16 protein-coding genes are annotated in these 14030 nt (G+C 68.1%); 3 read left to right on the top strand and 13 right to left on the bottom strand.

Annotated elements, in window-relative coordinates:
• Positions 1-453 precede the first annotated feature (453 nt).
• The 3 genes from ACN5W5_RS21700 (at position 454) to ACN5W5_RS21690 (ending at position 2924) form a co-directional block, all read left to right on the top strand.
• Positions 454-939: an NUDIX hydrolase gene (locus tag ACN5W5_RS21700; RefSeq protein WP_420050518.1), complete on the top strand. Its 486-nt coding sequence runs from the start codon at positions 454-456 to the stop codon at positions 937-939.
• A gap of 73 nt (positions 940-1012) precedes the next feature.
• Positions 1013-1513, top strand: a complete 501-nt coding sequence (locus ACN5W5_RS21695; RefSeq protein WP_420050517.1) for a pyridoxamine 5'-phosphate oxidase family protein — start codon at positions 1013-1015, stop codon at positions 1511-1513.
• A gap of 61 nt (positions 1514-1574) precedes the next feature.
• Entirely contained in the window at positions 1575-2924 is a 1350-nt protein-coding gene (locus ACN5W5_RS21690; RefSeq protein ID WP_420050603.1) for a GAF domain-containing protein, read from the top strand.
• 18 nt (positions 2925-2942) lie between these two features.
• Here ACN5W5_RS21690 and ACN5W5_RS21685 read toward each other — a convergent pair whose 3' ends face one another.
• From ACN5W5_RS21685 to ACN5W5_RS21625, 13 genes are all read right to left on the bottom strand, one after another.
• Positions 2943-3686, bottom strand: a complete 744-nt coding sequence (locus ACN5W5_RS21685) for a hemerythrin domain-containing protein (RefSeq protein ID WP_420050516.1) — start codon at positions 3684-3686, stop codon at positions 2943-2945.
• Between the two features lie 159 nt (positions 3687-3845).
• A complete protein-coding gene (gene arfB / locus ACN5W5_RS21680) occupies positions 3846-4250 on the bottom strand; it encodes an alternative ribosome rescue aminoacyl-tRNA hydrolase ArfB (protein WP_420050515.1) in 405 nt (134 codons plus the stop codon).
• A gap of 171 nt (positions 4251-4421) precedes the next feature.
• The gene (locus ACN5W5_RS21675; RefSeq protein ID WP_420050514.1) at positions 4422-4961 is read right to left on the bottom strand and encodes a cytochrome b/b6 domain-containing protein; all 540 of its coding nucleotides are present in this window, start codon (positions 4959-4961) and stop codon (positions 4422-4424) included.
• Between the two features lie 30 nt (positions 4962-4991).
• A complete protein-coding gene (locus ACN5W5_RS21670; RefSeq protein WP_177132712.1) occupies positions 4992-5249 on the bottom strand; it encodes a PepSY domain-containing protein in 258 nt (85 codons plus the stop codon).
• Between the two features lie 162 nt (positions 5250-5411).
• The gene (gene eutC / locus ACN5W5_RS21665; protein WP_420050513.1) at positions 5412-6251 is read right to left on the bottom strand and encodes an ethanolamine ammonia-lyase subunit EutC; all 840 of its coding nucleotides are present in this window, start codon (positions 6249-6251) and stop codon (positions 5412-5414) included.
• Positions 6252-6312: 61 nt separating this feature from the next.
• Complete coding sequence (locus ACN5W5_RS21660; protein WP_420050602.1) at positions 6313-7665, bottom strand: ethanolamine ammonia-lyase subunit EutB; 1353 nt, start codon at positions 7663-7665, stop codon at positions 6313-6315.
• A gap of 130 nt (positions 7666-7795) precedes the next feature.
• Positions 7796-8659 (bottom strand): ABC transporter permease, encoded by an 864-nt coding sequence (locus ACN5W5_RS21655; RefSeq protein ID WP_420050512.1) that lies wholly within the window; start codon positions 8657-8659, stop codon positions 7796-7798.
• A complete protein-coding gene (locus tag ACN5W5_RS21650; RefSeq protein WP_420050511.1) occupies positions 8656-9525 on the bottom strand; it encodes an ABC transporter permease in 870 nt (289 codons plus the stop codon). The genes ACN5W5_RS21655 and ACN5W5_RS21650 overlap by 4 nt, the downstream gene beginning before the upstream one ends.
• A 4-nt stretch (positions 9526-9529) precedes the next feature.
• Positions 9530-10651, bottom strand: coding sequence for an ABC transporter ATP-binding protein (locus ACN5W5_RS21645; RefSeq protein ID WP_420050510.1), 1122 nt, complete (start codon positions 10649-10651; stop codon positions 9530-9532).
• Positions 10652-10654: 3 nt separating this feature from the next.
• Entirely contained in the window at positions 10655-11719 is a 1065-nt protein-coding gene (locus tag ACN5W5_RS21640; RefSeq protein ID WP_420050509.1) for an extracellular solute-binding protein, read from the bottom strand.
• Between the two features lie 156 nt (positions 11720-11875).
• Positions 11876-12334, bottom strand: coding sequence for a hypothetical protein (locus ACN5W5_RS21635; RefSeq protein ID WP_420050508.1), 459 nt, complete (start codon positions 12332-12334; stop codon positions 11876-11878).
• Positions 12331-12981, bottom strand: coding sequence for an esterase (ypfH, locus tag ACN5W5_RS21630; protein WP_420050507.1), 651 nt, complete (start codon positions 12979-12981; stop codon positions 12331-12333). Before ypfH ends, ACN5W5_RS21635 begins: the two co-directional genes overlap by 4 nt.
• Positions 12982-12983: 2 nt before the next feature.
• Complete coding sequence (locus tag ACN5W5_RS21625; protein ID WP_420050506.1) at positions 12984-13793, bottom strand: dioxygenase; 810 nt, start codon at positions 13791-13793, stop codon at positions 12984-12986.
• Between the last annotated feature and the right edge of the window lie 237 nt (positions 13794-14030).

The raw sequence follows: 14030 nt of genomic DNA, 5'->3' as shown, positions 1-14030 counted from the left end.
CAGGGAATACAGAATGGGGCAACGGAATCTCGGCCGTGCGCTGCCTACACGGCGCTGATGCACGAACGGTGGGATGTTTTTCCAAGGCAGCCGACCCCGACAAGCGTTGACGGGTGGCCACGCCAGCACCGGGCCTGTGTCTTCACGGAGTCGCCTGTCGAAAGGTCTTGTGTGCTCGCCAGGGGTGTGACGGCCACACGGGTCTCGCCCACCGCAGATCCGGCAGGTATGCCAATCAGCATGAAAGTCTCCTCACTCGAACGTTTGTTTCCAACGGTGAGGCAGCTTAACCGATCGAACGCAGCCACCCGATAGGCGTAACCCCTTGTCAGCACTGGCCTTTTCCCGAATGATCGTCCAGCCGCGCGACCCTTCGCACCGCATTTTTTTCACGATGTGGCAAAACCTCCCGTTTCAAGGAACGTCCGACCGGTTGGACGGGATAATGCCGGCATGAACACCCGATGGAAACCCAGCGTCACCGTGGCCGCGATCATCGAGCACGACGGACGCTACTTGCTGGTCGAAGAACACACCCCCGAGGGTCTGCGGCTGAACAATCCGGCCGGCCATCTGGACCCGGGCGAAAGCCCGCTGCAGGGGGTTGCGCGTGAAACGCTGGAGGAAACGGCCCACGCTTTCACGCCCACGGCCCTGGTCGGCGTGTACCTCTCGCGCTTCCAGCGCCCCGCCACCGGTGAAGACATCACCTACCTGCGTTTCGCCTACTGCGGTGAGCTGGGCAATTTCGATCCGCAACGCGAGCTGGACACCGGCATCGTGCGCACGCTGTGGATGACGCCGGACGAGATCCGCGCCAGCACCGGGCGGCACCGCAGCCCGCTGGTGCAACGCTGCATCGAAGACCACCTGACTGGGCAGCGCTTCCCCCTGGACCTGGTGTTCACCGACCCCTCCGTGTTGCATCGACCGGTCTGAGGACCGCGCCGCGCTTGGCTGCGCGCGATGGGCTGGCTATCATGCGGGGCGCCGACATGGAGCCCCACACACCGTGGAAACACCCGCCGTCCCACCGCTGCTGACACCAGACCACCTCGCCATGATGGCGCGCGGGGTGTCGGTCATCGTCAGTTCCTGCGGCCACGACCTCACACCCAGCCTGATGCGCGCGGTGGGCAGCCAGATCAGCCCGCAGGGCGACCGCATCACGGTGTTCCTCAACCGCCAGCAGTCCACCCAGCTGCTGCGCGACGTCGCCAGCACCGGGCGCGTCGCCGTCGTGTTCAGCGAACCGCACAGCCACCGCACGGTGCAGCTCAAGTCCCGCGAGGCGCGCCTGCGTGAGGTCACACCGGACGACGTGCCCGCCCTGCAGCGTTACCTGCGGGCGATGCAGGGCGAGCTGGGCCGCATCGGCCTCGCGCCCGACTTTGCCGCCGCCATGCTGGCGCATCGCTTCGACGACCTGAGCGCGATCGAGTTCACGCCAGCGCAGGCCTTCGACCAGACGCCCGGCCCGAACGCCGGCCAGCCGCTGCGGGGGAAGCCGTGAGGGCCGCATGGCCGCTCCGAAGGCGCTCGGCCCCAAGGTGCGCAGCACGGAGGGCAGCCCCATGAACGTTGTCACGCTGGGCGAGGTGCGCCCCTGCCTGGAGGGTGCCATACCGGCCATCATGGCCACCTGCGCGGCCGACGGCACGCCCAACGTGGCCTACATCTCGCAGGTGTTCTACGTGGACGAGCGGCACGTGGCACTGTCGTTCCAGTTCTTCAACAAGACACGCCAGAACATCCTGGCCCACCCGCGCGCCACCGTGCTGGTGCTGCACCCGGTGACCGCGCAGTTCTACCGCCTGCACCTGGGCTACCTGCGCACCGAAACCGGCGGCCCGGTGTTCGAGAGCATGAAGGCGCAGCTCGCGGGCATCGCCTCGCATGGCGGCATGGCCAGCGTGTTCGTGTTGCGCGGCGCCGATGTCTATGAGGTGCTCGACATCGAGCGCGTGGACGGCCAGCCCTTGCCGGCGGCCGCCCCGCGCTGCAGCCTGCTGGGCGCGCTGCGCCGCGGCAGCACGCGCCTGGCCCAGGCCACCACACTCGCCGCCGCGCTGGAGGCCACGCTGCAGACGCTGGAGCAGGACATGGAGATTCCGCACGCCATGGTGCTGATCCTCGACCCCGCCACGCAACGGCTTTACACCGTGGCCAGCCGCGGCTACGCCACCTCGGGCGTGGGTTCGGAGATCGCGCTGGGTGACGGCGTGATCGGCGTGGCCGCGCGCGAGGGAACGCCGGTGCGCATCATGCACATGACCAGCGCCTACCTCTACAGCAAGGCAGTGCGCAGCGGCCTGGAAGACCGGGGCCTGCTGGACGCACCCGCCTGCACCGAGATCCCCTACCCCGGCCTGCCCGAGCCACACAGCCAGCTCGCCGTGCCGCTGCGCTCGGCCGGCCGCGTGCTGGGCGTGCTGTTCGTGGAAAGTCCGCAGGACCTGCGCTTCAGTTTCGAGGACGAAGACCTGCTGGTCACGCTGGGCGGCCAGCTGGCCGCGGCGATCGACCTGATGCAGGAAGAGCCGGAGGCCGCCGCAGCCACCGGGGACGGCGAAGCCACACTCGCCGCCCTGCCCCAGGGACCGGTGCTGCAGGTGCGCTATTACCCGGCCAACGGCAGCGTCTTCATCGACAACGCCTACCTCATCAAGGGCGTGGCCGGCGCCATTTTGTGGAAGCTGCTGCGGGACCACCAGCGCAGCGGCCGCAGCGAGTTCAGCAACCGCGAGCTGCGGCTCGACACCTCGCTGGGCCTGCCCGACGTGGCCGACAACCTCGAAGCGCGCCTGCTGCTGCTCTCGCGCCGCCTGCAGGAGCAGTGCCCCACGCTCTGCATTGAAAAGACCGGCCGCGGGCGCTTCCGCCTGTGTGTGGGCGGTCCGGTCGAACTCCAGGCTGTGGCCTGAAGTCCGACCGCCCGCGCCTTACACCGCCGTCGCCAGCCCCGGCACCGCGGGCAGCCCCAGGCCCTGCGTGAGCTTGGCCCAGTCGCGCGGGCTCAGGTGCGGCTGAACGACATCGAGCACCGCCTGGAACACCGGCGCCGGTGCGCCCTGGCGCATGCCACCGAGCACCTGCATGCGCTCCAGCGCGTGCATCTGCGGCAGCATCCAGCGCATCACCTGCATCATGTCGGCCGGCTCGATCGTGGCCACCAGCGCGTCGTGGATGGCGCGCAGCTCGGCGTCGGTGTAGGCGGTCCATAGTGCGGCGTTGTGCCGCGTCTCCTCCACGTGCATGTGCTGCAGGTTGTCGGCGACGAAGAGCGAGAGCTCCAGGTACAGCGCGTGCAGGGCACCTGCCTGCAACGTGGCGTCAAGCCCCGGCAGTTGCTGCGCCGCCGCCCGCAGGCGCTGAATGTGGTGCAGGTGCTCGGCGTGGTCCTGCGCCACTTCGCCGCAGACGCCCGGGGTGCGCGCCTCGATCGCCGGGTGCACGAAGTTGTTCTCGTGCTGCACGTGCGCTTCGCACAGCGCCATGAGCGCGATCACGCGCCCGCTGGCGTCGGCCACATCCTGCGGGTCCGACGGATCGGCGCGACCGACCGCGAGCAGGGCGTCGGTCATCACGGCGCGCAGCGCCTTGTGGATGCCGGCGTAGAGGTTTTCGCGCGAGCTGCTGGTGCTGGCCGCGGCCAGCTGGTTCATTTCCTGATGGGTGAACTGCATGAAGACTTCCTTGGGCGGAACGGGTCCGCGTTTGCTGCCTGGCGGCAACGCCCCATGCGTCACCTGCCATGGGAGAAAGTCTAAAAATCCGGTCGCGGGTGCGCTGCTAAATAGCGCTTAAGAACATCCTAAAAAATACTTAAACGGCGCGCCGGGCATTCAATCGATGCCGCGCACCCGTCCGCGCTGCTGCTTCACCTGCGAGCGCGTGGCCTTGCCTTCGAGCCGGCGCTGTTTGGAACCGTAAGTGGGCTTGGTGGGCTTGCGCGCCTTGGGCAGCGTGGCCACGCTGTCCACCAGCGCCTGCAGCCGCTCCAGCGCCTCGACCTTGTTCTGCTCCAGGCTGCGGCTGGTCTGCGCCTTGATCACCACCACGCCCTCGGTGGTGATGCGCTGGTCGCTCAGGGCCAGCAGGCGTTCCTTGATGGCCTCGGGCAGCGACGAGGCGTGGATGGCGAAACGCAGGTGCACCGCGTTGGAGACCTTGTTGACGTTCTGCCCACCCGCGCCTTGCGCGCGGATGGCGGTGAAGTCCACTTCGGCGGGGTTGACGGTGGCGGGCATGGGGTCAGTGTGCCATGGGCCCGGCGTCCCAGGCACAGGCTGAGGTGTGAGGCTCAAGCGATCCACCGCCGGGCCGCCCCAAGGAGGATCAGCCCCCTGGGGGGCAGCGATCCGCGCAGCGGCGGAGCCCCGGTCCACGCCGATGCAGGCGTGGGAGGCAAGGGGGGCATTTCAGTACGTTTCCTTGATCCCCGTGACCATGGCCTTGACCAGGCGCGTGCGCTCCAGCCGTCCCATCACGATCGCCGCAGCACCGTGCAGACCGGCCGACAGCAGCAGCAGATCACCGGCCTGCTCGTGCAGATCCTGCAGCCATTCTTCACCCCAGAAAGCGTCGAGCGACTGCATCCAGCCCGTGACGCCCAGCGTGAGCACCAGCGCCATGAGCACCAGCATCATCACGGCGCCCAGCGGGTTGTGGCCCCAGTGCCGCTCGGGCTGACCCGAGAACATCCCGCGCAGGTGCCGCGCCAGGCGGCCCGGCGTGGGAAAAAAGTCGGCAAACCGGGCGTGCTTCGAACCGATGAAGCCCCAGACGATGCGGGTCACGACCAGCGCGCTGGCGAGATAGCCCAGCCACTGGTGCAGGTTTTCGCCGTCGTCCACCACAAAGCTGTTGAGCAGCACGCAGGACACCAGCGTCCAGTGGAAGACCCGCACGAAGCGGTCCCACACGGGGCGCGCCATGACCGGCGATGCGGGGAGGTTCATCGTTGCATGCATACGGTCTGCCTCACAGGCTTATTTGGTTTCCAGAACGGCGGCGGTGACCGGGTCGAAATAGATCTCGACCTTCTTGCCGGTCTTGTCAAAGCCGTAGATCTCGTAGCACTGGCCCTTGCTGACCTTGAAAGTCTTGATCTGGTAGCCCTGGTCTTCCAGGCCCTTTTTGAAGCTGGCTTCGGGCATCCATTTTTCCTTGGGGGCATTGCACGCAGGACCTGCCAGCGCCACACCAGAAACAGCCAGAAGAACAGCGGAGAGAACAACCGATTTCATGAAAGTGATCCTTTTTCAATAGCAACCCAGCAAGTGCTGGTGGGTGTATTGAAAGGGCTCAAGATGAAGTGGAACTTAAGAGGTCCGGTAACAGATGTGTGCGCGCGTGGACTCAGGTAACAGGGCGTTGACCACGCCCCGTTGATCGACCGGCACCGGTTCTCAGGCCAGGGGCCGACCCGTGATCAAGCTCACCTGCGGGCCATGCCCCGGCAAGGCAACCGCCTCGTCGGTTTCATCCTTGAGCGCCACACCGGTGAGGCCCTGCAGGCGCGCCTGCTGCAGCAGGGTCAGCAGTTTCACCGCCGCGCGCTCGGGCGGCAGGCCAGCGTTGCGCACGTTCGAAATGCAGTTCCGCTGCGCATCGTTCAGGCCCACGCGCGGCGCCCAGCTGAGGTAGATGCCCAGACTGTCGGGCGAGCTCAGCCCCGGCCGCTCGCCGATCAGCACCACCACGCAGCGCGCGCCCAGGACCTGCCCGATCTCGTCGCCAATGGCGACACGGCCCTGCTCCACCAGCACCAGGGGCGCGAGCGTCCAGCGCTGCCCGGCGTCCGCGTGCAGGCGCTCCAGCAGGTGCGCGAGCAAGGGCACGGCGTTCTGCATCACGCCGAGCGCCGACAGGCCATCGGCCACGACAAAGGCCAGGTCCACCGGCCCGGCCCCGGGCTGCGTCTGGCGCCAGCGGAGCAGGCGCTCGCGCGACGCGGCGTCGAGACGGCGGCCCCAGTCGGGTCGCTGCAGGTAGGCCTCGCGGTCGGGCGCTGCGCTGTGCAGCGGCAGCACGTCCATCCCCAGCGCCTGCAACTCAGGGGACAAGGTGGCCGCGTCCAGCGGCAGGTGCACGGCGTCGCGCGCTTGCGCATGCGCGAGCTGGAACGCCAGATGGGCGGCGGTGGTCTGGCTGTGGCCGGCGCGGCCGAGCGCGATGCGCGCGTCGGTGAAGCGCTTCAGGCTTTCCCACGGCGCGGGTGTGACGGGTGCAACGGGCCGATGGTTCACTGGACCACCCTCCGCGCCGCGCACTGCGGGGCTGAGCACCTTCGGAACGGCCGGACGGCGCTCACGACCCCTCCAGCCGCCGGATCGCCGGCACGAAGGCAGCGGCCAGCGCGGGCGCGAGCCGCAGGGCGCCACCCGCTTCGCTGATGCCCATACGCAGCAGCCAGGTTTCGAACTCGAGCGCGGGTTTCAGGCCCAGCAGCTGGCGCATCGCCAGCGCGTCGTGGAACGAGGTGCTCTGGTAATTGAGCATGATGTCGTCCGCGCCGGGCACGCCCATGATGAAGTTGACACCCGCGGTGCAGAGCAGCGTGAGCAGCGCATCCATGTCGTCGCTGTCGGCCTCAGCGTGGTTGGTGTAGCAGACGTCGCAACCCATGGGAAGGCCGAGCAGCTTGCCGCAAAAATGGTCTTCCAGGCCGGCGCGCAGGATCTGTTTGCCGTCGTACAAATACTCGGGGCCGATGAAGCCGACCACGGTGTTGACCAGCAACGGCTGGAAGTGGCGCGCCACCGCGTAGGCGCGTGCTTCGATGGTCTGCTGGTCGCAGCCGTGGTTCGCGTTGGCCGACAGCGCACTGCCTTGGCCGGTCTCGAAATACATCACATGCTGGCCGCGCTGGCCATCTTCAAAAAGCGCGCCTCGCTGCAGCGACAGCGCCGCCGCGCGCGCTTCGGCCAGCAGCGCGAGGTCGATGCCGAAGCTGCGGTTGGCGGCTTCGGTGCCGGCGATGGACTGGAACACCAGGTCCACTGGCGCGCCGCGTTCGATGGCCTGCAGCGTGTTGGTGACGTGGGTGAGTACGCAGCTCTGCGTGGGTATGCCGTAGTGGCCGATCACCTCGTCGAGCATGCCGAGCAGGCGCATCACCTGCGGCACGTTGTCGGTGACCGGGTTGATGCCGATCACCGCATCGCCGCTGCCCATGAGCAAGCCGTCGATCAGGCTGGCGGCGATGCCGGCGAGGTCGTCGGTCGGGTGGTTGGGCTGCAGGCGCGTGGACAACCGGCCGGGCAGACCGATGGTGTCGCGAAAGCGCGTGACCACGCGGCACTTGCTCGCGATCAGCGCGAGATCCTGCAGGCGGCAGAGCTTGCTCACCGCGGCCACCATCTCGGGCGTGAGGCCGGGCGCCAGCGCGCGCAGTGCCGCGGTGTCGGCGGCGTCGCCCAGCAGCCAGTCGCGGAAGTCGCCCACCGTCAGGTGCGCCACCGGGGCGAAGGCCGCGGCGTCGTGCGTGTCGACGATCAGGCGCGTGACCTCGTCGTTTTCATAAGGCACGACCGACTCGTTGAGAAAGTGCGCCAGCGGCAGCTCGGCCAGCGCCAGCTGCGCCGCCACGCGCTCCTGGCTGTCGGCGGCGGCCACGCCCGCGAGCCGGTCGCCCGAGCGCGCGGGCGTGGCGCGCGCCATCAGCGTGCGCAGGTCATCAAAGACGTAGCGGTGGTGGCCGACGGTGTGGCTGAAGCTCACTGGACTTCCCTGCGCGCTGCGCCCTGCGGGCTGCGGTGCGCGCTTGCTTGGCAGCGGTCCGGCGCGGCGCTCATGCATCGCCCGCGTTCTGCGGCTTGCGCCAGAGCAGCATCAGCGCCAGCAGGGCCGAGGCCACCATGAGGAAAAGACTGATCGCGTTGAGCACCGGCGTGGCGCCCTCGCGCATGCGGCTGTACATCAGCACAGTGAGCGGTGAGTCCGAGCCCACCAGCATCAGCGTGGTGTTGAAGTTCTCGAACGACATCAGGAAGGCCATGGCCGCGGCGCCGATCATGCTCGGCCGCAGGTAGGGCAAGGTGATGGTCCAGAGCACCGCGAGGCGGCTCGCGCCGAGGTTGTAGGCGGCTTCTTCGAGCGTGCGGTCGAAGCGGCGCAGGCTGGCCGAGATGGTGAGCGTGGCGATGGTCACGATGTAGCAGAACTGCCCGAGGATCACCAGCGGCAGGCCGGGTCGCAAAAAGTCCAGCTCAAGGCCCCAGGTTTCGTCGGCGAAGTTGGCGATGCGGCTGGCGAAGGCCAGGATGGAAATGCCCAGGATCACACCCGGGATCACCAGCGGCAGCATGGCCAGCAGCGCGATCGCGCTCTTGCCCGGGAACTCGAAGCGCTCCAGCAGAAAGGCGTTGCAGGTGCCGACACCGACCGACAGCAGCGTCACCCACAGCGCCACCCAGGCACTCACGCCCAGGCTGCGCAGCAGGTCGCCGTCGTGCAGCAGGCCGGTGCGGGCGTCGTTGCTGGCGGTGAACCAGTCGAGCGTGAAACCCATCCAGGGTGGCGTCGGGTAGGCGGCGTTGTTGAAGGCGAAGACAGCCACCACCAGCAACGGCACGAACAGGAACACGAAGAAGCAGGCCACGAACGTGCCGAGGCCGAAGCGCTGGATGGCCGGGCGAGGCAGTGACGGAATCATGTCTTCATCACCGCGCCAAAGCGCTGGCCCGTGAGTTTCAGCCCGGCCCACACCAGCAGGCTGGAGAGGAACAGCAGCAGGAAACCAAACGCCGCGCCCTGGTTCCAGTTGAAGCGGGTGATGAACTGGGTGTAGATCTGTTCGGTGAACCACAGCGAGTTCTTGCCGCCCAGCAGCGTCGGTGTGAGGTAGTTGCCCAGGCAGAGCATGAAGACCACGATGCTGCCAGCAGCGATGCCGGGCGCAGCGTGCGGGATGACGATGCGGCGCACGATGTTGGCCGTGCTGCCACCGAGGTCGTAAGCGGCCTCGATCAGGCTGTCGTCCAGGCTCTCCAGGCTGTTCACGAGGGGGATCACCATGAACAGCAGCGAGGCGTAGACCAGGCCGACCAGGATGGTCGCGTCGTGGTACAGCAGCTCCACCGGCTGGTCCGCCAGGCCAACCGCCTGCAGCAGGCTGGAGACCACGCCGGTCTCGCGCAGCAGGATCAGCCAGCCCAGGGTGCGCACCATTTCGCTGACCCAGAACGGCAACAGGCACAGCACCAGCAGCACCATCTTCAGCCGCCCGCGCGCCACCTTGGCGATGTACCACGCGGCGGGAAAAGCCAGCAGCAAGGTGAGTCCGGTGGCCAGCACCGAGATCACCGCTGTGCGCACAAAGGTGTTCCAGTACAGCGGCTCGTCGACGAAGGTGCGGTACTGGTCGAGGCTGGCGGCATACTCCCCCGGCCCCACGCGCGCCTGCAGCGACAGCAGCAGCAGCTCCACGTGCGGCAGGATCACCAGCCCCACCAGCCACAGCAGCGCCGGCGCCAGCAGCAGGCCCAGCATCCAGCGGCGGTGCGTGGCGACGTCGCTCATGGCCTCAAGCCGAGAAACACCAGGCCTGCGCGGGCTGGTAGCCGAAGTGCACGGTCTCGCCAGACTTCAGATCGGCCAGGCGGCCGGTGAGGGGCAGTGCGATGTGCAGCGGCGTCTGGCTCTTGTCTTCGAGCACCAGCACGGTGGAATTGCCGCCATCAAACAGCACGCTCTGCACGCTCGCGCTCCAGACGGGTTCGCCCGCGGGCAGTTCGCGCGGGCTGCGCCCGATCTCGATGGCTTCGGGCCGGATGAACAAGGTGGCCGTCTGGCCCACGTCCAGCGCGCCCACCCGCTGCGACCACAGACCCAGGCCGCTGGCCGTGCGCAGCAGCACCTGCTCGCCGTTGCGTGATTCGATGCGGCCTTCGAAGCGGTTGTTGTTGCCCACGAAACCCGCCACGAACGCGGTCTGCGGCTGGTAATACAGCTGCTGCGGGGTGCCCAGCTGCTCGAAGCGGCCGTGGTTCATCACCGCGACCTGGTCCGACATGACCAGCGCCTCGCTCTGGTCGTGCGTGATGTAGACGAAGGTGGTGCCCACCTCGGCCTGCAGTTGCTTGAGCTCCACCTTCATGTGTTCGCGCAGCTTGAGATCGAGCGCGCCCAGCGGCTCGTCCAGCAGCAGCAACGCGGGCTCCAGCACCAGCGAGCGCGCGATCGCCACGCGCTGTTTCTGGCCACCCGAGAGCTGGTCGATGCGCTTGCCTTCGCTGCCTGGCAGACCGACGCGCTGGAGCATGTCGGTGACCTTGGCCCTGGCGACGGCGCCCTTCATGCCGCGCCGCTCCAGACCGTAGGCGATGTTTTCGCCCACGCTCATCATGGGGAACAGCGCCAGGTGCTGGAACACCATGTTCACCGGGCGCTTGTTGGGCGCGACGCCGCGCATGGACGCCCCCTTGATCACGATGTCGCCGGCATCGGGGGCGATGAAGCCCGCCACCATGCGCAGCAGTGTGGTCTTGCCGCAGCCCGAGGGGCCGAGAATGGAAAAGAACGAACCCCGCCGCACCTGGAAACTCAGGTCATCCACCGCCGCGAACGCACCATAGCGTTTGCGAACGGACCGGATGTCGAGATCGTGGGTGGCGGGGCTGCCCGCGGCCGGCGTCGGCACCGCCACGGCTTACTGGGCGGCCTTGACGCGGTCGAGCACGCGGCCTTCGATGTCCTCGATGCCGGCCGGCACAGCGGGGTACCACTTGATGTTCTTCAACGCGGCTTCAGGGAAGCTGTCGGCGAACTGCTTCTTGAGCACCGGGTCCATCATCTGGTCGGCGCCCTTGCTGGCGGTGAAGTTGCCGGCCGAAGACGCCACCTTGGCGGCGATCTCGGGGCGCATGTTGAAGTTGATCCAGGCGTAGGCGGCGGCGTCGTTCTTGCCCTTGGCGGGGATGGCGAAGGTGTCCACCCAGCCCAGCGCGCCCGACTTCGGCGCCACGAACTTCACGTCGGGGTTGGCCTTGTTCAACTCCCAGCCGCCGGTGTCCCACATCATGGCCGTCGTCAGTTCACCCGAGCGGATGCCGGCGAGCAGCTGGTCCTTGCCGTCCCAGTAGAACTTCACGTTCTTCTTGCACTCGGTGAGCTTCTTGCCCATCTCGTCCATCAGCGCGCTGTAGGCCTTGGCGTCGCCGTAGAGCGCAAACGGGTCCTTGCCGGAGGCGAAGGCCATGGCGATCAGCGTGGGGCGCTTCAGGCGCATGCTGACCTTGCCGGCGTTTTCAGCCGCGCACAGGTCGGCGTAGTCGGTGGCCTTGGAGGTCTTGGTGTTGACCACCAGGCCATCGGTGCCCCAGATGTGCGGCAGGCCGTAGACCTTGCCGCCGACCGTGGTGTTTTTCTTGGTCGCGTCGAGCATGGACGGGATGAACAGGTCGGCCTTGACCTTCGAAAGATCCAGCGGCTTGTAGATCTTGAACTCGGTCTGCGGGCCGGCGATGCGGTCCTGGCTGGGCTGGGCGAGGTCAAAGCCGGCGCCCGCGGTGGCGCGCAGCTTGGAGATCATCTCTTCGTTGTTGGAGGTGGTCACCTCGACCTTGAAACCGGTCTCCTTGGTGAACTGCTCGATCACGTCCTTGGGCGCATAACCGCCCCAGGTCAGCAGGCGCAGGGTCTTGTCTTGCGCCTGCGCGGCGCCAGCGGCCAGCAACAGCGTGGCCAGAACGATACGGGACAACTTGCTCTTCATGGAGGAACTCGCTTTCAGAGTGGGTGTGACAGATCGGGGCGCCCGCTGGCCATCCCTCGGGTTTGACTGGATTCGAACCATCGCAGAATCCGGCAAAGGCCACAATAAGTCAAGACTGTGAAAGACACGTGACACCGCGCCCCGCGGCGGCCCCGCTCAAGCCGTCAGGTGAACGGCGTCGAAGCCCAGGTGGTGCAGGCACTCGCGCAGGATCAGCACCAGCGCATCCCCGGCGGGGTGCTCAAAACCACTGCCACGCGCCGATGGTGCGCCCATGGCCCGCGCGGCCAGTTGCTGGTATTCGTGTTCGATGTCCGCCAGGCCAATGGCTCCATTCACCAGGCCGCGAATGGCCCCGGCGCGTTGCAGCGGCGCCAGGGTTTCAGCGCTCACCACCAGCCGGCCACCCTTGGGCACGCGCGGCACGAGGCGCTCGATCTGGTCTTCCACCATCTGGATGGCGTTCTCGATCGCGAACGCCGAGGGCCCGGCTGCACCCGCCGGCCAGAGCACGGCCGTGCCCACGGGCAGGCTGCTGCGGCCATCGTCACCCCACTCGGCCAGGGTCTCGCGCGGCCCGACCGACAGATGCAGCGTGGCCGTGGGCGTGTTCATGCCCCGGCCCCTTCGTCCAGCGCTGCGACCAGTCGGGCCAGCGCGCGCGGGTCGATGCCATGACCCAGGCCGGGCAGCACATCGGCGCGCGCGTCCGCGCCCAGCGCCCGCAGCTGCGCCGCGGCCTGTGTGCTGTGCGCGGCGTCGATCACCGGGTCGTGGTCGCCGTGGATGAAGCGCCAGACCACACCCGCGGGCGCGTGCCGCGGCGCCACCGCAAAACGGCCCGACATCGCCACCACGCGCGCAGCCAGCGGCTCGCCCGCCTGCGTCGATTCGAGCGACATGATCGCGCCCTGCGAGAAGCCCGCGAGCACGGTGTGCGCGGCCGCCAGGCCGGTGTGCGCCTGCCAGCGCCGCACGGTCCCGGCAAAGCGCGGCATGACCTCGCCGATGCGGCCGGCGCGGTTGGTCTCGGTCACGCCCTGCACCGAAAACCACTGCCAGCCCGCCCCGACATCGGAAGCGAACGGCGAACGCACCGCGACCACCCAGCGGTCGTCGCGCGCCAGCGCCGGCCCCAGCGGCTGGAAGCCTTCCGGACCCGCGCCCACACCGTGGAACAGCAGCACCAACTGGCGCGCAGGCACCGTGGGCCGGTGCAGGACGATGTCGCCCGTGGGGGCTTCGGTACGTGGTGTGTCCATGTTCAGGCCCCCGCCGCCTCAGGAACCGCACCGAATCGGTAGGCGTCCATCGACAGCACACCGTGCGTGATGCCGCCATCGATGCGCACGCCCGTTGCGGTCTCGCCGGCCACCCCGGCCGCCACCATCAGCGGCCACAGGTGTTCGGCCGTCGGGTGGGCGCGCTGCGCGTGCGGCGCGATCGCCATGGTCTGCTGCAGGCGTGCGTGGTCGCCGCGGATCACCGCGTTGCCGACCCAGTGCGCGAACTCGATCGCGTAATCGTCGGCCGGCGCGTCGGGGTCATCGAAACGCACGTCGTGGAGGTTGTGGGTCAGGCTGCCCGAGCCGATCACCAGCACGCCTTCATCGGCCAGCGGCGCCAGCGCCTGGCCGTAGGCGTAGGCCTTTGCGCCGTCCAGGCGCGCGGGCAGCGAGACCTGGAACACGGGAATGTCGGCACCGGGGAACAGGTGCCTCAGCGGCACCCAGGCGCCGTGGTCCAGGCCCCATTGCGTATCGGCCGCGGCGGCATAGCCGGCGGCGCGCAACACCTCGATCGCCCGCTGCGCGACGTCGGGCGCGCCGGGCGCGGGGTATTCGAGCTGGTAGAGCGCGGGCGGGAAGCCGCCGAAGTCGTGGATGGTCTGCGGGCGCGGCGTGGTCGCCACGCGCGGCTCGCGCGTCATCCAGTGCGGCGACACCACCAGCACCGCCTTCGGTCGCGGCAGCGTCTGGCCCAGCGCGGTCAGCGCGGGTCCGGCCAGGCCGGGTTCGAGCGCGAACATCGGCGATCCGTGGGAAATGAACAGGGAGGGCCAGCGGGTGGACATGGTGGATTCCTTGGAAGGGGTGAAAGGCGGCGTGGGCTGCACACCCCACAAACTGTAAGAGCGGGCCCGGCGGCGACCGTTCGCCAGGCACGGTCGCCGCGGTCAAATTTCTTGAAGGGTCGGCGGGCTCACTGGCCCAGGCCGAGCTGCTTCATGGAGGTGGCGTTGTCCCGGAACAGGTACCCGGCGTCCATGGTCGCACCTGTCCAGTGGCCAATGGTGGCCAATGGTGGCCAA

The sequence above is a fragment of the Hydrogenophaga sp. ZJX-1 genome, assembly GCF_048590325.1.
Lineage (GTDB): Bacteria > Pseudomonadota > Gammaproteobacteria > Burkholderiales > Burkholderiaceae_C > Hydrogenophaga.
Note: the sequence above shows the minus strand (reverse complement) of the source record. Positions and strands in the feature narration are given on the sequence as shown.